This is a genomic window from Novosphingobium aeonii (genome assembly GCF_052279045.1).
GTDB lineage: Bacteria > Pseudomonadota > Alphaproteobacteria > Sphingomonadales > Sphingomonadaceae > Novosphingobium.
Genome location: NZ_CP176833.1, coordinates 1,306,215 through 1,328,893, shown reverse-complemented (window position 1 = coordinate 1,328,893; position 22,679 = coordinate 1,306,215). Strand labels below are relative to the sequence as shown.

Genomic DNA, 22,679 nt, shown 5'->3' with positions numbered 1-22,679 from the left:
CAGATCGTGAAGGCGGCCTCTACCGCAGCGGTGCCGAGGGCTTTCCGAAGATCATGAAGCTGGCCCACATCTTCGGATCGTTGGCATAGGGTCTTTCGCCTTTTGCGTTTCGGGCATTCATCGTGGCGAACTGAGCCTTCTGCATGGCGATTTCCGGTACGTCCCCGGCCTTCAGCCGCTCGACGAACCGGGTCATCAGGATTGCGGTGGCCTGATCGCTCACATTCCAGAGGCTGGCCACGACCTGTCCCGCGCCTGCTGTAGTCCAGCTGCGGGCAACGCCGAAGCCGCCGCCGTCGAACACGCGGCCCAGCGCGGTCTGGCAGGCGCTGATGACGACCAGCGGGTGGTGCCGCTTCCAGTCCGGGAAACGGGCCTGCCGGATATCTCCGGCATAATAGTGCCCTTCCTTGCCCGACATGGCGATGAACCCGCGGGTAAGAGGGTTCCTGGGGTCGGACACCGCGTGTGTCGCCAGATAGACCAGTCCGGCGTCCGGCCGTGCTGCGATGGCCCGTGTCAGGTTGCCGCGCGTGGCCTGTGTTCCCGTCATCAGCACCGTGGCGGGATCGTCCAGTTCCCTGGAGACCATGACAGCCTCTCGCTGTGCGCCGGGAAGCGGCGCCCAATCGAACTTCCTGTCGCTCGACAAGTCCGGGTTGCCCACGACAATGGCCTTGCCGATGTCGAGCGCGCGATAGTCGAACGTGGGATCGGCGCCTGTCAGCGTGTCGACATCGGGAAGGATCACGAAAGACCAGTGCGACACTGCCGTGCCATTGCGAAGCGGCAGCGCGGCATAGGGGGCGGTTCCCGTGTCCATCGCCGGGATCACGAGAAGCCGGCCGCTCCGCGTTCCCAGCGCATCGCCCACCGCGCCGGGCAGCAGCATTTCGCGGGTGCGCTCCAGTGTTTCTCCGCGCAGTTGCACGACCTCGGGGGAGCGGTCCCGGATCAGGTTGCCGCGTTCGACATCGGGCGGCGGGGGCGGCGTGCCTTTGGGCCGGTTGCCGCGCGTGGCGGCGAGACGGCGCACGCCCAGTCCGTCAACCATCAGCGACAGTCCGGTGTAGTCCCGATCGTAGAACCCGTGCGCCACGCCCCCGTCGGGGCCGATGAGCCAGGCGTTCATCGCCGCGCCGCCGCGCAAGGTGTGGATCAGCGCGAAGGTCGGCATGCCATCGCCGGAAAGTGCTGCCAGCCGTTCGCGAATGGTGGCAAGGTCGCGTTCGGCCTTGGCCAGATCGCGCTCCTTTCCAGGCGCCACGACTTTTCCGGTGCGCTCCTTGTTGCGCAGGACCCTGGCGAACAGTTCGGAGCCCGCGATGGCTTCCAGAAGCAGCGCGCGATCCCCGGGGGTAAGCTCCGCAGGAATCGGTGCGGGGGGCGGCGCGGCAGAAGCTGGCGGGGCGGGGGAAGCGGCCTTGCTCTCGCTGCTTGCCGCGCGGTCGGCAGGCGGCTTTCGCGGCTCGGCGTTGCAGCCGGAAAGAACCAGCGCAGACAGGGCGAGGACGGCGACCGGGATCTGGCGCGGTCGCTTCATACCGGAACCGTGATCTGCTTTCCGGCGAAGACCGCCTGCCAGCTTTCGATCTCGGACACGACGATGGAATCCATGTCATGCGCAAGCTGCGCCACCACGGCATAGTCGATCCGCGGCTCATCGTCGGCGGCGAGAATTTCGATACGGCGGTCCAGCCCGTCGAGGCGTTCGGCGGTGATCCGGGAGATTGCGGAAAAGCGCTCGAAATCGCCGAAGTAGCGGATACCCGCGATGGCCGCGCCGAAGGTGGGGAAGCATACGCCGAGGAAAGTGAAGACCTTCGATGCGGCGTGCGGGAACCCCTCGGCAAGCAGGCCCGTGGCCGCGGCGATTTCGATCAGCAGGTAGATTGATACGGAAACCACTGCGAGAATGAACAGCGTCTCGGAAATACGGTCGAGGCTGTGATGGACATGCTGCAACCTCCGTGCCTTGCCGATGTGATAGTCCCGCTGCTCGGCGACGTGGGGGCTGAGCAGGCGCGTCATCGCGGTGCGCAGGTATTCGTGCGTCATCGGTGCGGCGGGCAGGCCGACCTCGCGCAAGGCGGCACGTGCATAGTATTCCGGCCAACTGGTGTAGATCCCCTGGGGCCAGCGGCCCGGCGGGCGCGCCACGCCAAGGGCGAGCAGGATCGGGGCGTGGCGCAGGTATTCGGCGACCCGGCGAGTGGTGAACCAGCGGCTGTGCCAGCGCCGCCGCACGCCCTGCCAGGTAATCAGGATGATGGCGATCAGCAGCAGGAATTCGATCCCGGCGAAGAACCACTTCTGCGCGCCGAGAGGCTGATAGGCGATGCCGGCGGCGATCGCGAGCGAGGAAAGCACGAAGTTCGCCACCATGCCGCCGCGATAGGCATCGGACAGGTGCGTCGATATCCCGTCCGCCCAGGCGAAGCGGCGTAGCAGGGATCGCTCCACGGTGTCGGCAAAGTCGCCGTCCAGTCCTGGAAGGGCACGTATGTCGGCCAGGAGCGGCGCGCCGCTGCCGCTGGCGAAGGCCTCGGGCGGTTCATAGCGCAGGGCCAGCGGGCGGAACGGCCTGCCGTCGCCGGAAAACATCGCCTCGATCCGGCGGTATCCGCCTGAAAGCGGGTGACTGCGGGAGGGCCAGGCCTCGTCCCCGAGGCTGGCGGCGCCTGCCGGAAGCTGGGCATCGCTTTCCGGGCGCAAGGCGGATCGGATGAGCCGGCGCAGCACGGCGTCGCGGCCTTCCGCCGGAGGACGCGTGACGAGCGCTTCGGGAGACTGCATGATCCGCCAGTCCGAAGGCGCGGCGGGATCGATGCAGATCACGGCGCCGTTCTGTTGGAGCGTCCTTGCGATGGTATGCCCGGTACCGCCTACAAGGCTCCGGGTCGCGCCGTCCCACACCGCGATCACGATGTCCGCCTGTTCGATCATCACCCGCCCCGCCAGCGCCACCCGCTCCGAACAGCAGGCGGAGAAGGTCTGGGTCTTGGCGGCACAGCCGGGATCGTCCAGCATGGCGAGAAGAGCGTTCGACACTTCGCTGTCACGTTCGGCCAGTTCGAACAGCCGGACCGTCTCGAAAATTCGATCCAGCGCGAGCGCGCGTTCCAGCACTTGCGGATCGGCGGGAGGACGCCCTTCAAGCAAGGCGCGCGCGTCAGCCCCGGTGGCTGTGTGGCTGGCCACGGCCCGGTAGAGCGCCCGGCCGAACGGCAATGGGGCGATCACTTCCCAGCCGAGCGCCAGTGCCATCGCGGCGACCATCTGGTCGGTTCCGTCAGCCAGCAGGCCGTAGAGGCGCACCGGTTCGATCGGCCCCAGCGCCAACGCTTCACCCGCGAGGCCGGACTGGATCGTATCGCAAATCTCGGCAAGCACGGCGGCAACGGCGTGGCGGTGGGCGGCGAAGGAGGGGTTGTCTTCCCGGTGGCCGGTAACGCCCAGGGTCAGGCGAAGGGCAGGCAGCGGCGGAACTTGAACCATCTGGCGGCATCCCCCGGATTGCATGGAAACATATCCCGAATTGCCGCCGGTGACGGTAGTGCAAAGTTCCGCGTGTTCATGTTAACAGTCAAGCTATCCTAACGTCTAAGACGATAAGGGCGGCGTTCTGCTCAAATTCGGGGGAAGCATGGAAAATTCCTCGCCCGATGAAATAGTTGGCCGGACGATATTCCTCAGCTACTCGCGCGATGATCGCGATCGCGTGTTGCCGATCATTGCTGCGCTGGAAAAGCGCGGCCTGTTCGTGTGGTGGGACGGTTTGCTGGCGGGCGGGCAACGCTTTGCCCACACCACCGAAAGCGCGCTGGAAAGTGCCGACGTGGTCGTGGTGGTGTGGACGGCCCGCTCCATCCAGTCCCATTGGGTTCGCGATGAAGCCACGCGCGGCCGGGATCGTGGCCGCATGGTCTCTGTCACGCTGGACGGCGCCGAACCGCCGCTGGGCTTTCGGCAGGTGCAGTACATCGATCTCGGCAATTGGGGAAAGCGGACGGCATCCCCGGCATTCCGGGAGCTGCTGCGCGCGATCGAGGCGGTTGCGGCGGACCCCGGAAACTCTCTCAGCGTCGAGCGGCCCGTTCCGGCCGCGCGAGAGGGCGGGACGAAGCTGTCACGGCGGCGGGCATTGATCGCGGGCGGGGCCTGCATCGCGGTGCTGGGCGGCGGGCTTGCGGCATGGCGGCTTGGCGTGCTGTCGCCTAAGGCGGATGGCAACAGCATTGCCGTCCTGCCGTTCGAAAACCTCAGCGACGATCCCGAGCAGACCTATTTCTCCGACGGCCTCTCGGAAGAACTGCGCGCCGCGCTCAGCCTCAATCCGCGGCTTTCCGTTGCCGCGTTGACATCGTCCGACGCCTTTCGCACCGGCGCCCGAACGATTGCCCAGATCGCGCGTGCGCTGGGCGTGGCTTTCGTGCTGGAGGGGAGCGTGCGCCGGGCCGGGGAAAGCCTGCGGGTGACCGCGCGGCTGGTCAACGGGGCGACGGGATTCCAGTCCTGGTCGGAGACTTTCGATCGCAAGCTGGCCAACGTGCTCGACGTGCAGAACGAGATTGCGGCCAATGTCGTCGATTCCCTGATCGTCTCGCTCGGCGGCAGCGGAGACGGGGCGAGCGGCAAGCAGAGGATCGGAGGCACGTCCAGCGTCGCCGCGTTCGACAGCTATCTGCACGGCATGGCGCTTTACAATCTGGCGGCGGACGAACCCTCCGACCGGGGGGCGCTGGCGGCGTTCGACCGGGCGTTATCCCTCGATCCGGGCTATGCCGCAGCGCAAGCGGCGCGGTCCCGCGCGCTGACGGTGATCGGCAGCAGCTATGCAAGCGGCAAGGAACTGGCCGGGTACTTCGACAAGGCTATCGCGGCGGCCCGCAAGGCGATCGAACTGGCGCCCGGACTGGCGGAGGGCCATTCCGCACTGGGCTTCGTGCTCTCCAACGGGCGGCTCGATCTTGCGGGGGCGCGGCAGCCTTATGAGAAGAGCTTCGAGCTGGGCTATGGCAATGCCGCCATCCTGGGCAGTTTCGCGCTTTATGCCGCTTTCACCGGGTCCTTTGCCGATGCCCGCAAGGCCGTGGCCCGGGCGCTGCGGCTGGACCCGCTCAATGCCTCGGTGCTGCGGACCGAGGCTATCGCCGAGTTCTGTGCACGCGCTTACGACGCCGCGCAGCAGGCCGTTCGCGGTGCGCTCTCGCTCAATCCCAAGGTCAACAACGTCCATCGCATCCTTGGCGATATTGCCCTGGTGCAGGGCGATTATGGGGCGGCACGCGGCTATTTCGAAGCGGAAACCAGCCCGTTGTCCCGCATTCGCGGGCTGGCGATTGCCGACGCGCGCCTATCAGGCGAAGCCGCCGGACAACGCCATCTGGCGGAAATGGAACGGGAATACGGGGATAATTGCCTTTACCAGCAGGCGCTGGTCTTCGCGCAATGGGGCCGCAAGGACGATGCGCTCGCGGCGCTGGAACGCGGCCTCGCTATCGGAGACGCGGGCCTCGTGCTTGCCAATACCGATCCGCTGCTGGACCCGATTAGACAGGAACCCCGCTTTCAGACAGTCTTGCATCAGATAGGAATCGACCATGATCGAGTCGTTTGAAGGGGAGATGCCATGACAAGGACCTGGATAGCCGCATTGATGGGAACGGCCGTGCTCGCGCTCGCCGCTTGCAGCCCCTCGCCGGATACGACGGTGGTGCCCGATCATACCGAAACCCCGACCTCGCAGCCCACGGCGACTTTCGCGCCGCTGCCGACCGGCGAGCCGACCGCAGACGATGCAGGAGCGATGGTCGACGATGCCGTGCCGGATAACGAGCGTGGCAACGACACGGGACGCAGGCCCTGAGCGGCTGCCGGCTCTTTCGTCAGAGAGCTTCGACTTTGGCGCGTTCTTCCGCAAGGTCGGCAGAGTCCAGCGGGAGATAGCCGTTTTCCTCCCTGCTGTGCCGGGCGATGATGGACTGGCCCTGGTCCGAAAGCAGAAAGCGCAGCAGCGCCGTGGCTTCGGGCGCCGTGCGGCTGCCTGACCCCGGTTCGGGCCGGGCGTCGACGTAGACGTTGAAGAAGTAGGAGATCGGCCATTCGCCCCGGTGGCCATCGGCTGCGGGAAGAACGTAAGGGCTGCCCTGCCGTTTCGACAAGGGAAGCACGCGCACGCCCGCAGGCGCATCTCCCGCATCCATCCACGTTGCATAGCCGATGGCAAGCGGGTCTGCGGCAACGGCGGCGAGGATCGCCTTGCCGCTCGCCATGCTGCGATAGCGGGCGCTGAAGGGCAGGCCGTCCAGCTTTGAGAGGCGCATCGCGGTGCCGAAGCCGCCGTCATCGCGGGCGCCGTAGACGTGGATCGGAGCGGGCCGGTCCGAATGCGGGGCGGCTTGCAACTGTCCCCAGTCCGCGATGTCCCCGCCATCGGCACCCGCCGCGAAGATGCGGCGGACCTGCTCCATGGTCAGACCGGAAACAGGATTGCTCGCATTGACGTAGATCGCGGGCGGGGTCTTGCCGTCGGGCCGGGGGCCATGGCTGGCGTAAGCGATGCGGATGCGGGTGGGGGCGTAGCCTTTTACCTGCCGGAATGCATCGATATCGTTCTGCCATGCCTCCCGCCCCATCGGCGCGATCAGCGATGTTCCCGCCGAAAGCGCGGGCATCGCCGTGGAGGAGCCGCGCAAGTCGGTCGTGAACCGAACGTCCGGCGCGCGGCGGGCATAGGCCTGCAGGATGTCCGGTAGCAGTTCGGTAAGCGTGTCACTGCCGACGATCGCGAGGGTGCCGTCCTTGGCCCTATATCCAGAACCGGCCTCTGCGTAAGTCGCGCCGGGAAGGGCGGAAAGAGCTTGCAGGGCCTCGTCCAGCTTTTCAGGAGAGAGCGGCTTGTAGGCGGGCAGAGAGCGGGTCAGTGCCGTCTGGCCGCCGGGCGCGAGCAGGGACGCCGCGATCGGCAGGGCGCGTGCGTCGACCGTGCCCGCCGCGTCGCGGCGAAGATGGGCGTAAAGCCCCTGCATCAGCGGCAGCGTGAACGGCACTCCGCCGGAGAAACGCCGTACCGCGGCGCTTTCCATGGCTGTCAATGTGCGCGGCAGGATCGCCAGCATGACCGTGCCCTGCGTGAGCAGCGGCACTGCGCCGTCAGGGCCGGATATCCGGGCCGTCAGCTTGCCTGCCGCCGCGCCTGCCACCTGTTCGGCCTCCGGCCCGCCGCCGATCGTCAGTCGCCCGTCCTCGGCGCGATACCGCGCAACGAGAGGTTTGGGTTCGGGGATCGCCCCTTCCTGCGCGAAAGCGGCAAGGGGAACGAGGGCCGCCGCCAGCAAGGCTGCATATCGCCCGGCCTTCATTTCTTGGCTCCGCAGCTTTTGCGTCCCGATGCCGCCCATGCGATCGCGGCGTCGAACAACTTGCGGCCGGTATCGGTCATCCGGGTGAAGCTGTTGTTCTCCATGCCGATGAACACGCGCCGCGCCGGAGCGAGGTGATCGTGGTCCATCGTTACCCCCGCCTCGTAGCCGAACAGCGTCGCCTTGTCCGGTTCGCCCGGCCAGGTCATGATGATGTCGGCGCCGAGGCCCGGCTTGCCCCAACCGGCGGGCGTGCGGGCCTCGGTCCAGGTTCCCAGCCCGGCAGGAACGCCTGCCGCCAGAGGATGCGGCGCGCGGACCAGCCAGATGTAGTGCCCGGTTTCCAGCTCGCCGAAATCGGTATCGCGGCGCAGCCCGGTCATCCACAAGTCGTCGAGCAGGTCGTTCTCCCAGGTCACCAGCGGTACGCCCATGTCGCGCAGCCGCGTGATGACGGTGCGATCGGCGGTGAACTGGTTGGACCGCACCGTGGACGACATCACCACGAGATCGAACCCGCAGGGATCGGGCATAGCGGGCAAGCCTTCGCTGGCGGTCACCCGGTAGCCGAGCTGCTCCAGATGCGCCTTCACTTGCGGATCGGCCGAGCCGCCCGGAGGGTCCGCGCGCATCAGGAACAGGATGCGTCCCGCATCCGCCGCCTGGACGGATGCAGGAAGGACGGCGCCTGCGAGCAGCAGGGCAGCGGCAAACGCCCCCCGCATCGTCAGAAGCTCCCGCTCAGTCCGACGAGGAAGCTGCGGCCTTCACCCGGCACGACCTGCGAGCGCGAAACCGAAGATTCCATGTAGTAGTCGTTGGTGATGTTCTTGACGTTGAGCGTCAGGCGCACCTTGTCGGCCAGCTTGTACCACAGGCTGCTGTCGAGCCGCGTATAGCCGCCGATCGAGAAGGTGTTTTCGAGGTTGCCCTGCCGGTTGCTGGCCGCAAACACGCCGCCGCCCACGCCGAAGTCACGCAGCGGGCCGTCGACCGGCTCCCAGGTCAGCCACACGCTGCCGCTCCACTTGGGCACGCCGATCAGCTGGTTGCCCTTGGCATAGTCGGTCGATTCCCGCACCGTCGCGTCGGTATAGGCGCCGTTGGCGATCACCTTCACGCTGGGGCTGATCGATCCCGACATGTCCAGTTCCACACCGCGAGAGCGCTGGACGCCGGCGTTGATGTTGTAGCCGACGTTGTTGGGGTCCTGCTGCGTCACGTTCTCGCGGGTGAGTTCGTAGACCGCCAGGGTGGTGCCGAGCCTGCCGCCGAACAGTTCGGCCTTGATCCCGGCTTCGTACTGCTTACCCTTCTCGGGATCGATCGGCTTGCCGTCGATCGTCGGTTCGGGCTTGGACTGGAACGAGCGGGTGAAATCGGCGAACAGCGATACGTTCTCGATCGGCTTGTAGACCACGCCGACGCGCGGCGACCAGGCCTTGTCGTTCGACGCATATTGCGTGGTGCCGAAGTCGGACTGCTTCGCATGGTCGTAGCGCACGCCTGCCAGCAGGTTGAAGTGATCGCCGATGTCGATCTGGTCCTGGAAGTAGGCCGAATAGGACTTGGCCTGCACCTTGCGGTCGGCCGCGGGGACGAAAGTGCCGGGCTCGGCGCCGTAGACCGGGTTGTCGATGTCGATGGCCGCCAGCGTGGCGCGGGCGAACGTGCGGAAGCGGTAGGACTTCACATATTCGCCGCCGACGACGACAGTGTGGCCGATGCCGCCGGTGCTGAAGCGCGCGACCATGTCGGCCTGCGCGTCGTAGTTGTGGTTGTTCTCGTGCTGCTCGACGGCGGTGCGCGTGATCGTGCGGGCGCCGGTGGTGGCGTTCACGGCCACGCTGTTGCCGTAGTTGATGCCGAACAGGTCGAGCTTGCCTTCGTCGTAGTGGCCGATCTGGCGGATCGTCAGCCAGTCGGTCAGTTCGCGCTCGATGCGGTAGTTGAATTCGTAGCGTTCGGATTCCGTGGTCGCCCAGCGTTCGCCGAGGAACCGCGTACGCGGGAGATTGACCACCAGATCGCCGTCGGCGTCCGGGGTGGCGACGATGCCGCGGTCCGTCTGGTTATGCTGGTGCGCGTACGTGAGGCTGGCGATCACGCGGGTCTTGTCGTCCGGCTCCCACAGCACCGATCCGGACAGGAACTGGCGGCGGTAGGGCTGGAAGATGTCACGGAAGGTGTCGCCTGTCTGGGCGGCGGCGATGAAGCGCACGGCAAGCGTCTTGGCGGCATCGACCGGGCCGGTCACATCGAGCTGGCCGCGCGCGAAGTCGTTGCTGCCGGCCTGGACCGAGAAGCTCATGCCCCGCTCGAAGCGCGGCTGCTTGGTCACGATATTGATGAGGCCGCCCGGATCGCCGCGACCGTAAAGCACGGAGGCGGGCCCCTTGAGCACTTCGATGCGCTCGATGTTGGCCATGTCGCGGTAGCTGTCGTTGGTCTCGATCGCGGGGCTCAGCATGATCGAGTCGACGGCGTAATATGATGAACGGAACCCGCGGATCGTGAAGCTTTCCGAACGGTTGCCGGCATTGGTTCCGGCCTGGATGCCGCTGACATTGCGGAGCGCGCTGGTGAGATCGAGGACCTGCTGGTCGTCGATCACATCGCGCGGCACGAACTGGATCGATTGCGGCACGTCCATGATGTCGGTGCCGGTGCGGGTTGCGGTGGTGAGCTGCTCGACCTTGTAGTCCTCGCTGCGCTGTCCCAGCACGGTGATTTCGGACGACTTGACCTGATCCGGCGCGGCCTCGGCTTCATCGGCATGGGCGGCTTGCGGCAGCGAGGCAGCAAGCGCGAGCGTCCAGGCGAGCGTGAGCGAGCAGGCACGGCGGCCCACGGCAAAATCTGACATTCGAAGGTTTCCCTGTTCGACCCTTGTTGCCCGCCAACTATTAAAACTGCGAGTCATTTGCAATAGTAACGATTGCATTTCGCGTTCGGTACAGGAAACCGCCTGGTTTCAGGGGCGGTTCTGGTATCGCAGGGCGCGAGAGGCGGTGCCTTTTCGTTATCTTTGCAGTGTGCCTTCGGCGGCGCCGGGCGTTGTCAGATCGCTGGAAACGCGGATTTTTTTCGAGTCGCTATTGCTCCGCAGGCGCAGGAAGCAGCGTCTCGATCACGTCCTCCATCGTGGCGCCAGATTTGATCAGATGGACGGTTCCTGGTTCGCTCGCCCTGACCAGGCAGATTGCGTGCTTCGGACAGATATCCAGGCAGGAGACCGGCACCACCTTGTAGCGGCCCTTCGTCTTCAGTTCGGACTTGAGCGCTTTTTCAAGCCGCTGTTCGCCCTTCTTGCCGAAACCGCCGGGGAATTTCCTGCTGCACTTGCGGCAAACCAGCAGCACTTCGTCCCACTTCGCCGAAATCTCGCGAATGTGGCTGTTCCCCTTGGCGGCCATTTTCTGGTTCCCTGCATGATCGAGAATGCCACCCTGACACTTCGGCATGGAACCGGCGAATGCGAACTTTCGCTTTGTGAAAACGGGCGGGACGATCAAGCCTGCCGGGAGGCAGGCCCGCCCGCCCGGATTTCAGGCGTTCTGGGCGGTTGAAACCTGATCGCGCATGGCACGGGCGAGCGCGGAGGAGCCGAGCGCGTCCACGATTTCGCCGAATGTCTGCGGGGTTTCGTCCTGCCCCAGTTTGAAGCGCGCATGGCTGGATACCACGCTTGCCCGGAACGCAACGACATGGCGTGCGAGTTCGCCGAACCTGCTGCCCATGCGGGACACGTCCCAGGCGGTGCCTTCCATGGCGAAGACCAGTTCGCGGATCGCTTCCGGCGCGCGTTCCTCCTCAAGCCGGATATCCACTTCGAACTGCGCGAAACGGTAGTTCCAGGTCGGCCCCCAACCAGGCGCGGAAACCATCGAGGGGGAGATGTAGCCGTGCGGCCCCAGGAAGGTCACGAGTGCGCGCGGTGTCTGGCGAACCCGCTCGCAATGCGGGTTCGCGCGGGCGAAGTGGCCGACGAAGCCGGTCACCGCGCCGTCTTCGCCGATTTCCGCAAGCAGGGGCAGCGGCGTCGCCAGATAGCCGAGGTCGTCGTGCGTCGTCACCAGGCCGAGCACTTCCTCCGCCACGAGCCGGGCCACGTCTTCAGGGCCGCGCGGATCGAACAGTCCCATGTCAGTTGGCCAGAGCCGCGAGATCGCCGTGCACCGGCGCGCCCTTGAACAGCGTGACCATGACTTTGGCCGTGCCGATCTGGCGGGCCGGAAGGCGGAAGATATCCTTGTCCAGGACCACGAAATCGGCGCTCTTGCCGGGCACGATGGAGCCGGTTTCCTGGTCGAGGTGGTTCACATAGGCAACGTCCAGCGTATAGGATCGCACTGCCTGCGCGAGGGTCACGGCTTCGGAGGCGCCCAGCGGCGCGCGATCCTCGCCGGGGGCGATGCGGGTGAGGGCGACTTCGATGCCCAGCAGCGGATCGGCTGAGGCAACCGACCAGTCCGCGCCGTAAGCCACGCGGCCGCCGAACTTCTCGATGCTGCCCACCGGATAGATGTACTGCGAGCGGACCGGGCCGATGCGCTCCTTGGTAAGATCCATGTAGGGTTCGTTGCAGGTCCAGAGCGGCTGGAAGATCGCGGTTACGCCGAGGCGTGCGAAGCGCGGCTGGTCGGCCGGGTCGATCACGTTCATGTGCGAGATCATCGGTCGGGTATCGGCGGTGCCGTCGAACTTGCGGGCGGTGGCAACGGCGTCGAGCGCCTCGCGCACGGCGGCATCGCCGATGGTGTGGTAGTGCGACTGGATGCCCGCTTCGTCGAGCGCGGTCGTGGCGGCGGCCAGCACGGATGGCTGGATCTGCGGCTTGCCCACTTCCTGCGTGCCTTCATAGGGCTTGAGCATGTAGGCGGTTTGCTGGGGGATCACGCCGTCGATGTAGAACTTCACGCTGCGCGCGGTGATGCCGAGCGTGCGGGCGCGCTCGGAAGCGCGCAGCAGGCCGGGAAGCTGTTCCAGTCCCTTGTCGTTCTTCCACTTGAGGTCGATGGCGACATCGACGGTCAGTGCGCCCTTGTCGGCAACGGCCTTGTAGGCGTCGATCACCGCGCTGGAGCCGTCGTCCTCCCACTCGATCCCGGCATCGTGCCAGCTCGTGATCCCGAGCGAATTGAAGTGGCGCACGGTGTAGGCGATGGCATCCTGGAGATCCTGTGCGGTGGTTTCCGGCATGATCCCGTCGACCAGCGCCTGCGCGGCTTCCTGGAGGCCGCCGACCGGTTCGCCGGTCTTCGGGTCGCGGTCGATCTTGCCGTTCACCGGGTCGGGCGTGGCTTTGGTGATACCGGCAAGCTGGAGCGCCCTGGAATTCACCCAGAGGCTGTGCCCGCCGACCGAGCGGAAGATCAGCGGGCGGGTGGTGGACAGCGCATCGAGGATGTCCTTGGTGGGAACGCCGTTCGGCGGGAACAGGCCGTCTTCCCAGCCGACCCCGAAGATGACCCCGCCGTTCGGACCGGTTTCGGGATTTTCGGCGATGCACCGGGCGATGATGCGGCGATAGTCGTCGATCGACTTGCCCGCGTGAAGCGAACAGCGGGCATGGCTCATGCCGCCGAACACGGGATGGTTGTGCGCATCGCCAAAGGAGGGCAGCAGCAGGCGTCCCTTGAGGTCCACCACGCGGGTCTGCGCATTCTTCTGGGCCGCCACTTCCTTCGCGGTGCCCACGGCGATGATCCGCCCGTCCCGGACGGCCACGGCTTCGGCCCAGGGATGCGCTTCGTCCACCGTGTAGATGCGTCCGTTCGTGAGGATGAGATCGGCCATGCCCTCGGCCATCGCCAGGGCAGGCGCAGGCGCCAGCGCGGTGAGCGCGGTCGTCGAGGCTGCCGCCAGCGAAAGCGTTGCAATCGCGCGGCGCATGGCGATGCGGAAGGGGGCGTGCTCGGAGCGGATCATGCGCGGGAAGTCCTTGAATTCGGTACGCCGTCAGGCGGAAAAGCGGGAGCCGGTGAGGGGCGGCTCCCGCAGGCAGGGTGGATTGTCAGAACGAGCGGCGCAGCGTCGCCATTACGGTGCGGTCCTTGCCGAGGTAGCAGTAGCCCTCGGTCGCGCTGGGATCGTAGTTGCACAACGTGTAGGTCTGAACGTCGAAGATGTTGCTGGCGTTCAGGCCGAGCGACCACTTGCCGTAAGTGACCTCGAACATGGCATCGACCAGCGTGTAGGACGGCGTCGTGAAGTTCTCGAAGCTGTCCACTTTCTCGCCGGTATAGCGCACGCCGCCGCCGATGCGGGCGCCGATGTCCTGCGTGAGGGCGAAGTTCTTCGAAGCCCAGATCGAGGCGGCATGTTTCGGCAGGTTGGCGACCTGGAAACCTTCCCGGCCGGTGGTGTCTTCAAGCACTTTGGCGTCGAGATAGGTGTAGGCGGCCGAGACCTGCACGTCGCCGGGCATGCGCAGCGTGCCTTCCAGTTCGATGCCCTTCGAACCGACCTTGCCCGTCTGGATCTGGTTCTGGATGTTGTCCGGGTCGCTGGTGACGCCGTTCTTCTCCGTGATATCGAACACCGAAGCGGTGAGCAGCGCCCCCCGGAAGGGCTGCCACTTGACGCCGGCCTCGTACTGGCGGCCGGTGCGCGGAACGAAGTTCACGCCTTCCACGTTGCGGCCGAACACCGGCAGGAACGATTCCGAATAGCTGACATAGGGCGAGATCGTGTCGGTGAGGTCCGCGACGAGACCCGCGCGGAAGGTCCAGGCGCTGTTGGTCGGCAGCTTCTCGCCGTTGAGTTTCGACGTGGCCCGGTCATGCCGTCCGCCCAGCACGAGCGAGACGCGGTCCCAGGCGCGCATCTGGTCCTGGAAATAGACGCCGAGCTGGGTGTTGGTGGTGCGCGTGAAGTAGAACAGCGAGGCGTCGATTTCCTGGCCGTAGACGGGGTCGTAGATGTCGAACGGCGGAAGGTCGTAGGCCCAGCCTTCGTCGCTGGACTGCTTGAAGCGGGTATAGTCGATGCCGACCAGCAACTGGTGCTCGATCGGGCCGGTGTTGACCTTCACCAGCAGCCGGTTGTCGGTGCCGATGCCCTTGTCATGCTCAAGCCGCTTGTACCATGCGCGGGCGACCTGGGTGCGTTCCGCGTCGTAGTAGCTGGCGAGCCCATAGACTTCCGCATAGTCGACATCGGTGTCGAAGTAGCGGGTGCTGCTGCTGAAGGTCACGTTCGGGCCGAAGCGCTGGGTGAGCAGCACCGTGCCGGCCTTGTAGTCGGTATCGGTGTGGTTGAAGCCGGGTTCGCCGAGGAACGTGTCGGACGAGATTTTCTCGCTGTCGTTGTCCGCGCCGATGGTCTTGCTGATCGGCAGGTAGGTCTGGCTGCCGAGGCGGTCCTTCTGGTAGAGGCCGATCAGCGTGATCTCGGTATCCGGGCCCGGCTTGAAGGTCACGGCGGGCATCGCCAGCAGGCGGTCGTTGCGCTGGCCGGGCTGCTGAAGCTCCGCATCGCGCGCCACGCCCACGAAGCGGGCGGATATGCCATCGGTGATCGGGCCGGTGACGTCGAGATTGAACTGCTTCATCGAATCGGTGCCGACGATCACGTCGGCCTCGCCTCCGAAGGTTTCCTGCGGACGCTTCGAAACGCCGTTGAACAGGCCGCCGGCACCGCCCGCGCCGTAAAGTACCGAGGACGGTCCGCGCAGCACTTCGGCGCGTTCCAGCGTGAAGATGTCGAGGCGGCCGCCGTAGACGAAGCTGGGCATCCGGTTCACGCCGTCGAGATACTGGACGGTGGCGAAACCGCGCGCCGCGAAGAAGTCGCCGCGGGTATCCACGCCCTGCGTCTCGGTGGAGACACCGGCGCTGTAGCGGAACACGTCCTGGAAGTTCACGGACGCGCGGTCGGTGAATTCCTCGGTGGTGATGACGCTGACCGACTGCGGCAGCTGCATGATGTCGGTGTCGGTCTTGGTGCCGGTGTTAGAGCGGCCGGTGGTGACGATGATGTCGGACTTCGGATCGGCCTCGGCCTGCTGGGCCAGCACCGCGGACGGCAGGAGCGCGACGCCGCAGCAGGCGGACATGACGGTGAGGCGAAGGCGCGCCATGCGGACGCGACCTCGCGAGCTGTACGGGATGCCCATGTTATTCCCCTTGTTCAAAGACGTGGAACCAGATCCCGTGGCTGTTGTTCTGGCCTCCGGGAGGATCCTCCTGCTGAGCCCGCATTCAACAACAGGGCGGCCCGGGAACCACGTCATAATCAGGGTAATCGGTGTGTTTCGACGGGTAAGGTCGCGGCCTGGAGAGGGTCAGGCACCGGTTGGAGGCAGTAAATCCGCCTCTTCGGCGGGAGCGCTCCCGCCCGGAAGCAGGCCCCGCTCATGCGAGACGCGCACCGCGTCGCGGCGCTTGTCGACGCCGATCTTGCGGAAGATCGACTTCAATCGATACTTCACCGTATCGGGCGACATGCCGATCAGCCGGGCGATCTCCTTGTTGGAGTAGCCATGGCTGAGATGAAGAAGGATTTCCGCTTCGGCTTCGTTGAGCACGCCGTCGTCCGGGGGCTGCGCCTGGCATGACAGGGCACGCGCCAGTCCGCCAAGGAACTGCGCGCGATAGCGGTTTCCTTCGCCTGCTCCGCCGCCCGCATGATCCAGCGCGCCCTGCACGAAGCCGCGCCAGTCCACGAACGGACGCACCAGCGACTGGAACATGGCATTGCCCACGGCCTCGTCGAAAGCGGCGCGGGAATCGCTTTCTTTTCCCGCTTCGCGCAAGGCGTGGGACTGCAGGATGAGGATATCGACCAAGGCGCGGCCGGCGCCGTGTCGTTCCGCCCAGCGCCGGAGCACTGCGATATCCGCAAGCGCCCCTGCATGATCGCCCGCCGCCAGCCTGAGTGCCGCGCGGCACTTCGCGGCGGCGGTGGCGACCGGGCGGTAATGCGGCGATTCCAGCGCCATCTGGTCCGCCAGTCCGTCCAGCCCGATGGCGCCGGCGGCGTCAATTGCCGTTTCGAGCGGGCCCTGCGCCGCGATCGTGATTTCGAGCCTGCACAGGGCGGCAAGCAGGGCGAGCTGCCGGAACCGGCGGGCCGCGGCGATGGCCTGCGCGCGTTCCAGGATCGCGAAGGCCTCCTCCGGCGCATGGCGTGCGGCCGCGCAGCGCGCGGCGGTGAGATAGGCGGCGGCATAGACGTCCACCCAGCCGTCGGACTGCTCCATGTGGGGCAGCGCCCAGGCCAGCAGCGCGCCCGCATCCTCGATCCGGTTCTGCTCGTAGAGGATCTCCGCCTCGAAGGCGGCGCAATTGGCGGCAAGGTCGGAACGGGGGCCGAAATGGGCCTCGATCAGCGTGCGGGCCGAGGCGATGATTGCGGCGGCATCGTTGATGCGCCCCTGGGCATGGCGGATACGCGCTTCGAGGAAGTGGGTGAAGACCTCGCTATAAGGCGATCCCAGCGCCTGATAATGCCCGCGCGCGTTGAGCACCGGTTCCAGCGCACGCTCCAGCCAGCCACCTTCGAGGTACTTGGCGGCGAGGGTCTCGGTGAAGTTGGCAAGCACGAGATGATCGTCGGCGGGCAGGGTGCGCAGCAGGGCCTCGCGCGCCAGCAGGTCGTCCAGCGTGACCGGCAGGTTTTCGTAATCGGCCAGAGTGTCACCCACCACGCGCAGTTCGGTGCGCAGGTCCGCCGACACTTCGCCGTCCATGGCCTCGGCGGCAAGCCTGTCGTAGGCTTCTCGTGCGGCGGCCAGTTCGCCGTGCTTGATCTGGAGGTAGATCGCCGCGAGTCCCAGCCTTGCGCTGCCCGCGATCTGGTGAGGGGATAGCCGCCCGAGTGCGGTTTCGATCATGGCCTGATGGCCCTGCGGGATCAGGCGCCAGCCGCCGCTCTCTTCCAGGATCGTGCCGACCAGTTCGCGGTCCTCGGCAAGCAGGGCATGCTCGACCGCCGCGGAAATCGCGCCGGAATCGGCGAAATGGCGCGCGGCGCGCCCATGCAGCAGCCGAAACCGGGCAAGATCCTGCCGCGCCAGCCGGTCGCGCAGATATTCGGCGAAAAGCTGGTGGTAGCGATAGGATTCGCGAGCCTCGCTGGCGGGGGCAAGGAAGACGCCCTGTTGCTCCAGCCGTTCGAGCACGAGCCAGCCGTCGGTCCGGTCGCACAGTGCATTCACCGCCTCTCCCGTCAGCCGGTCGAGCAGGGCGGTGCGGATCACCAGATCCTGCGTTTCCGGCGGCAGCGAGGTGAGCACTTGCTCCGAAAGGTAGCGGGCGAGATCGGAACTGGACCCGCTGAAGCGCTCCATCAACTTGATGTGATCGATCCCGCGCTTGAGCGAGAGGGAGGTGAGTTGCAGCGCGATCGGCCAGCCTTCGGAACGTTCCACAAGGCGTTGCAGCACGTCGTCCGGCAGTGGCGGCACGTCTGCGCGGTCCAGCAGGGCTTCGGCTTCGGACCGGTTGAACTTGAGATCGTCGCTGGTCAGTTCGATCAGCTGTTCCTCGGCGGCGAGCATCGACTGGCCCAGCCAGGGATAATCGCGCGAGGCGATGACGAAGTGGCAGTTGCCGGGCGCGAGCCGGATCAGGGACTGGAGGAAGGCATTGACCTCGCTGCCCTCCGCGCGATGAAAATCGTCGAAGATGAGGACGACCGGGCGAGGTTCGTGCGCGATGCGGTTGACGATCGCGGAAAGGGCAGACCGGGGCGGCAGGTCGGCCGCCGTGTTTTCGCCGTCCTCCCCGGCGGATTGCCCCGCCGCTTCGTCCAGCGCGAGCAGGATGTAGCGCGGCAGGCGCTGGAGGTCCGAATCCTCCCGTTCCAGGGTAAGCCATGCGGTGACGATGGCGCCATGTTCATGGCGACTGCGCCACTGCGAAAGCAGGCTGGTCTTGCCGTATCCGGCCGGGGCATGGATCACCGTCAGCCGCCGGGACAGGGCGCCGTCCAGCCGTTCGAGCAGGATGTCCCTGCGGATCTGGCTCCCCAGCCAGATTGGAGGGGCTACCTTTGTGCGGATCAACTCATGCACGCGTCATCGTCCTGTCGCGAAACCCGATTATACTGTTTTCAGGCGTGCTCTCCCTTCGCGGAAGCCTATGTCACGCAGCGGGGATGCTCAAGGGGCGATGCTTGCCGCCTGCGGTCGCTACCCGCGCCGGGGTGCCCGATTACCCGTTTTGCCACGAACCGCACCCGTCTTGCGCGTTGCCGCCGACCCGGCCAGCCTCCTACCCCGTTGGCATTGCTTTCCCGTGGTGCTGCAAGGAGGTTCGTGTGCGGATTGGCGTCGATGTCGGGGGTACGAACACCGACGCGGTACTGATGGACGGCGGGCGCGTGCTCGCCTGGACCAAGCAGCCGACCTCGGCCGATGTGGAGGGCGGCGTTACCGCCGCGATCCGCGCGGTGCTGGAGGATTCCGGCACGAGCGCGGCCCATGTCTCGTCCGTGATGATCGGCACCACGCACTTTGTGAATGCCCTGGTGGAGCGGCGTGAACTGGACCGTGTGGGCGTGCTGCGGCTCGCCAGCCCGTCGGGAGAGGCGCTGCCGCCGTTGACCGGCTGGCCGGAAGACCTCGCCGCCTGCATCGGCCGTCACTATCACCTGCTTCCCGGCGGCTACGAGGTGGACGGGCGGGAAATGGCGCCGCTTGACGAAGTGCGGCTGCGGGATGCCGCTCTGGACCTGAAGGCGCGCGGCATCGCCGCGATCGCCGTGAGCTGCGCCTTCTCGCCGATCAATGCGGCGATGGAACAGCGCGTCGCTGCGCTTCTACGCGAGGTCTGGCCGGAGGCCGCCATCACCCTTTCGAGCGAGATCGGCCGGATCGGTTTCATCGAGCGCGAGAATTCCGCGATCCTCAATGCGGCGCTCACCAGTCTGGCCGCGCGGGTTGTCCGCTCGTTCGGCCGCGCCGTGGCGGCTCTCGGGATCGAGGCGCCGCTGTTCATCTCGCAGAACGACGGTACGCTGGTTTCCGCCGCGCAGGCGGAAGCCTATCCGGTGATGACGATGGGTTCCGGGCCGACGAATTCGATGCGCGGCGCCGCGTTCCTCAGCGGCGTGGCCGATGCGATCGTCATGGACGTGGGCGGCACCACGACCGACATCGGAGTGCTGGCTTCCGGCTATCCGCGCGAATCCTCGATTTCGGTGGATATCGGCGGCGCGCGGACCAATTTCCGCATGCCGGACATTCTGGCCATCGGTCTCGGCGGCGGCACGCGCATTCACCTCGATCCCGCGCTTTACGAAGCCGGGGAACCGGCCGGGGCGGCGCTGCGTGTCGGCCCGGATTCGGTGGGCTACCGGCTCGCGCAGGAGGGGATGTTGTTCGGCGGCCAGACCCTGACGGCCAGCGACATCGCGCTGCGCACCGGGCAGGCCGATTTCGGCGATCCCGCACTGCTTCCGGCCATGTCCGACGCGGTCGTGGCGGCGGTTGACGGACGCATCCGCGCCATCCTCGAGGAGGGGCTGGACCGCATGAAGACCGGCCGTGACAAGGTGACGATCCTTGCCGTGGGCGGCGGAAATTTCCTCATTCCCGACAGCCTCGGCGGTGCCGCGCAAGTGATCCGCCCGCCTCATGCCGTGGTGGCCAATGCAGTGGGCGCGGCCATCGCGCAGGTCGGCGCGCAGGTCGAGCGGGTCGTCAGTTACGATGCCCTGGCCCGCGAGGAGGCGATCGAGCAGGTCGCCGCGCTCGCACGGGAGCAAGTGCTGGCGGCGGGCGGCGATCCGGCGAGCCTGATCCTTGCCGATGTCGAGGAAACCTATCTCAGCTACTTGCCGGGCCGCGCCGTGCAGATAAGGGTTCGCGCAGTTGCGGACCTTGCCTTCGAGGCTCCTGCGGGCGGCGAAGCGGCAGCCATCGGAGTTCCTCATGAAGCTTGACCGTCAAGCCCTCGGCGACCTTGCACGCGGCGCCGCCTTCCTCGGATCGGGCGGCGGCGGCGATCCCTACTACGCGCAGCTCCTTGCCGAAGCGGAATTCGAGCGGCGCGGCCCCTTCGAGGTGATCGGCCTCGATGCGCTGGCCGACGATGCCCTCGTGGTGCCCTGCGGCTGGATCGGCGCGCCGACCGTCTCGGTCGAGAAACTGCCGAACGGCCGTGAGGCGGTGGACGGGCTGAAGCGGCTGGAGCAGATCGTCGGGCGCCGGATCGACGCGGTGATCCCCATCGAGATCGGCGGCAGCAACGGCCTGGCACCCCTGTTCGCCGCCGCGCAGTTCGGCGTTCCCGTGCTTGACTGCGACGGCATGGGCCGCGCTTTCCCGGAATCGCAGATGGCGATCTTCAACATTCGCGGCCTGTCCGCCTGCCCCTCGATCCTGACTTCGGCCTGCGGCGCGCTCAGCCTGATCGAGACGGACGACAATCTCATGCACGAACGGCTCGCCCGCGCGCTTTCGGTGGCGGTGGGGGGGATCGCGCACCTCGTCGAATATCCGCTGACCGGGCGGCAGGCGAAGGACCATGCCATCCACGGCACGATCAGCGCGGCACGGGCCGCCGGCGCCGCGATCCGCGAGGCGCGCGAGAGCGGGCAGGATCCCTTCGCCGCGATGTTCGCTGCACTGGCTGCCACCGGGCTCTATCCCCAGGCGGGCGTACTGTTCGACGGCAAGATCGTGGATATCGAGCGCGAGACGCGAGGCGGTTTCTCGGTAGGCCAGGTCTCGTTCGAGAGTTTCGACGGCACGAGCCGCATGGAGCTGGACTTCCAGAACGAGAACCTCATCGCCCGCCGCGACGGGCGGGTGGTGGCGATGGTGCCCGATATCCTGACGGTGATGGACCGGGAAACCGCCGACAGCATCACCACCGAGCGACTGAAATACGGCCAGCGCGTCAAGGTGGTGGGCGCGGCGGCGCCGGCCGCCCTGCGCGAACAGCGGGCGCTGGACTTCGTCGGCCCGCGCGCGTTCGGTTTTGCCGAAGACTATGTACCCATCGAGGAGATCGACGCTTGGCTGAAACCGTGAGCGGGCCTGCAGGCGGCCCGGACGCCCATCACGAACCGGGCGACCAGTACGCCAATGCCCCGCTGCCGGAGCGACTGACCGTGGGCGGCTGGCGGGTGGCGCTGATCATCGCCAGCTTCTCGATCTCGCTGCCGACGTTCCTGAACGGCGCGCAGACCTCGCTGGCGCTGGGCCTGTGGCCTGCGGTGCTGGCGGCTTTCCTTGCCGGCGCCTGCCTGTGCCTCGGCGGCTGTCTCACCTCGCTGGTGGCGGTCCGTTCGCGGCTCAACACGTATCTGCTGATCCGCCGTTCGTTCGGACGGGGCGGGGCAGGACTGGTGAACGTCATCATCGCGGCGGTGCATTTCTGCTGGTTCGGCGTGAACGTCTCGTTTCTGGGGGACGCCATCGCCGCCGCGGGCGAGGGCTTCGGGTTCGCGCCCGATTTCCCGGTCGTGGTGATCTGCGGCGCGGTGCTGATGGCGCTGACCACCCTGGTCGGTTTCCGGGCGCTGGACCGGTTGGCGATGATCGGCGTGCCGCTTCTGGCGGCGATGATCGTCGCCGTCTGCGTGGCAGCTGCCCGCCGCCACGGGATCGTGCTTGCCGCGCCCGCGCAGAGCGAATTCCACATGACTTTCGGCATAGCGCTTTCGGCGCTGATCGGGGCTGACATGCTGACGATCACCACCCTGCCGGACCTTTCGCGCTATACCCGGACCCCGCGCGGCGCGGTGATGAGCATGGCGCTGTCCTACCCGATCACCGCGCCGCTGCTGATGGCGGGCGCGGGCATCGCCGCCCTGGCGACGGGCGAGACCGACATCATGCGCATGATAACCGGCTTCGGCTTCGGTGCCTGGGCGCTGCTGCTGCTCGTCATGCCGACATGGACGCTGAATTCGCTCAACCTCTATTCCGCCAGTCTCTCGCTTTCCGCGACCTTCCCGCGCGTGCCGCGCTGGGCCTTCATCCTGCTGGGCACGGTGATCGGCACCGGCCTCGCGCTCGCCGGGATCATCGAGGGGTTCATTCCCTTCCTCGTCCTGCTCGGCGTAACGATCCCGCCGTTCGCGGCGATCTATGTGATCGACGGGTTGACGAGGTTCAGGGGCGCCGATTCCGCGCGTTCGATCGAGAACCTCCAGGGCATCCACTGGCCGGCGGTGGCGACGTGGGCGATCACCAGCGGTCTGGCCGCGATCGCGTTGCATCATGACTTCTCGATCAGCACGGTGCCCGCGCTTGACGCCACGGTCTTCGCGAGCCTGCTCTACCTCGCCCTGCTTCACCTGGCAGGGCGGCGCCCTTTCGCAGCTGTCCCTGCCTGAACGGGGTTCAGGCAGGGCGGG

Annotated in this window: 15 protein-coding genes; 5 read left to right on the top strand and 10 right to left on the bottom strand. The window is 66.6% G+C overall.

Features of this window, described 5'->3' with window-relative positions; all coding sequences use genetic code 11:
* Window positions 1-19: 19 nt before the first annotated feature.
* The gene (locus tag ACLIMP_RS21185) at window positions 20-1,543 is read right to left on the bottom strand and encodes a CHAT domain-containing protein (RefSeq protein WP_443478267.1); all 1,524 of its coding nucleotides are present in this window, start codon (window positions 1,541-1,543) and stop codon (window positions 20-22) included.
* The gene (locus tag ACLIMP_RS21180; protein ID WP_443478266.1) at window positions 1,540-3,498 is read right to left on the bottom strand and encodes a hypothetical protein; all 1,959 of its coding nucleotides are present in this window, start codon (window positions 3,496-3,498) and stop codon (window positions 1,540-1,542) included. Before ACLIMP_RS21180 ends, ACLIMP_RS21185 begins: the two co-directional genes overlap by 4 nt.
* A gap of 148 nt (window positions 3,499-3,646) precedes the next feature.
* Here ACLIMP_RS21180 and ACLIMP_RS21175 point away from each other — a divergent pair, with 148 nt between their 5' ends.
* Both ACLIMP_RS21175 and ACLIMP_RS21170 read left to right on the top strand, forming a co-directional pair.
* Window positions 3,647-5,620 (top strand): TIR domain-containing protein, encoded by a 1,974-nt coding sequence (locus ACLIMP_RS21175; RefSeq protein ID WP_443478265.1) that lies wholly within the window; start codon window positions 3,647-3,649, stop codon window positions 5,618-5,620.
* A gap of 12 nt (window positions 5,621-5,632) precedes the next feature.
* Window positions 5,633-5,869, top strand: a complete 237-nt coding sequence (locus ACLIMP_RS21170; protein ID WP_132469219.1) for a hypothetical protein — start codon at window positions 5,633-5,635, stop codon at window positions 5,867-5,869.
* A 19-nt stretch (window positions 5,870-5,888) separates the two neighbouring features.
* Here the strand turns inward: ACLIMP_RS21170 and ACLIMP_RS21165 are convergent, their stop codons facing one another.
* The 8 genes from ACLIMP_RS21165 to ACLIMP_RS21130 form a co-directional block, all read right to left on the bottom strand.
* Window positions 5,889-7,364 carry a PstS family phosphate ABC transporter substrate-binding protein gene (locus tag ACLIMP_RS21165; RefSeq protein ID WP_443478264.1) on the bottom strand — a complete coding sequence of 492 codons (1,476 nt, stop codon included), beginning with the start codon at window positions 7,362-7,364 and terminating at the stop codon, window positions 5,889-5,891.
* Window positions 7,361-8,089, bottom strand: coding sequence for a hypothetical protein (locus ACLIMP_RS21160; RefSeq protein ID WP_443478263.1), 729 nt, complete (start codon window positions 8,087-8,089; stop codon window positions 7,361-7,363). The genes ACLIMP_RS21165 and ACLIMP_RS21160 overlap by 4 nt, the downstream gene beginning before the upstream one ends.
* Window positions 8,090-8,091: 2 nt before the next feature.
* Complete coding sequence (locus tag ACLIMP_RS21155) at window positions 8,092-10,230, bottom strand: TonB-dependent siderophore receptor (RefSeq protein ID WP_443478262.1); 2,139 nt, start codon at window positions 10,228-10,230, stop codon at window positions 8,092-8,094.
* Between the two features lie 229 nt (window positions 10,231-10,459).
* Window positions 10,460-10,780 carry a hypothetical protein gene (locus ACLIMP_RS21150; protein WP_054436354.1) on the bottom strand — a complete coding sequence of 107 codons (321 nt, stop codon included), beginning with the start codon at window positions 10,778-10,780 and terminating at the stop codon, window positions 10,460-10,462.
* A 132-nt stretch (window positions 10,781-10,912) separates the two neighbouring features.
* On the bottom strand, window positions 10,913-11,509 hold the full coding sequence (locus ACLIMP_RS21145) for an FMN-binding negative transcriptional regulator (RefSeq protein ID WP_443478261.1): 597 nt from the start codon (window positions 11,507-11,509) through the stop codon (window positions 10,913-10,915).
* Between the two features lies 1 nt (window position 11,510).
* Entirely contained in the window at window positions 11,511-13,295 is a 1,785-nt protein-coding gene (locus ACLIMP_RS21140) for an amidohydrolase (RefSeq protein WP_443478260.1), read from the bottom strand.
* 85 nt (window positions 13,296-13,380) lie between these two features.
* The gene (locus ACLIMP_RS21135) at window positions 13,381-15,447 is read right to left on the bottom strand and encodes a TonB-dependent siderophore receptor (protein ID WP_165913248.1); all 2,067 of its coding nucleotides are present in this window, start codon (window positions 15,445-15,447) and stop codon (window positions 13,381-13,383) included.
* Between the two features lie 204 nt (window positions 15,448-15,651).
* Window positions 15,652-18,384 carry a helix-turn-helix transcriptional regulator gene (locus ACLIMP_RS21130; protein WP_443478259.1) on the bottom strand — a complete coding sequence of 911 codons (2,733 nt, stop codon included), beginning with the start codon at window positions 18,382-18,384 and terminating at the stop codon, window positions 15,652-15,654.
* A 245-nt stretch (window positions 18,385-18,629) separates the two neighbouring features.
* On the opposite strand from ACLIMP_RS21130, the gene ACLIMP_RS21125 reads away from it, so the two are divergent.
* Genes ACLIMP_RS21125 through ACLIMP_RS21115 form a run of 3 tightly spaced genes read left to right on the top strand, consistent with a single transcriptional unit; the run spans window position 18,630 to window position 22,658 of the window.
* Window positions 18,630-20,255 (top strand): hydantoinase/oxoprolinase N-terminal domain-containing protein, encoded by a 1,626-nt coding sequence (locus ACLIMP_RS21125; protein ID WP_443478258.1) that lies wholly within the window; start codon window positions 18,630-18,632, stop codon window positions 20,253-20,255.
* Entirely contained in the window at window positions 20,245-21,348 is a 1,104-nt protein-coding gene (locus ACLIMP_RS21120) for an S-methyl thiohydantoin desulfurase family protein (RefSeq protein ID WP_054436347.1), read from the top strand. Before ACLIMP_RS21125 ends, ACLIMP_RS21120 begins: the two co-directional genes overlap by 11 nt.
* Entirely contained in the window at window positions 21,333-22,658 is a 1,326-nt protein-coding gene (locus ACLIMP_RS21115; protein ID WP_221937317.1) for a purine-cytosine permease family protein, read from the top strand. Before ACLIMP_RS21120 ends, ACLIMP_RS21115 begins: the two co-directional genes overlap by 16 nt.
* Window positions 22,659-22,679 lie beyond the last annotated feature (21 nt).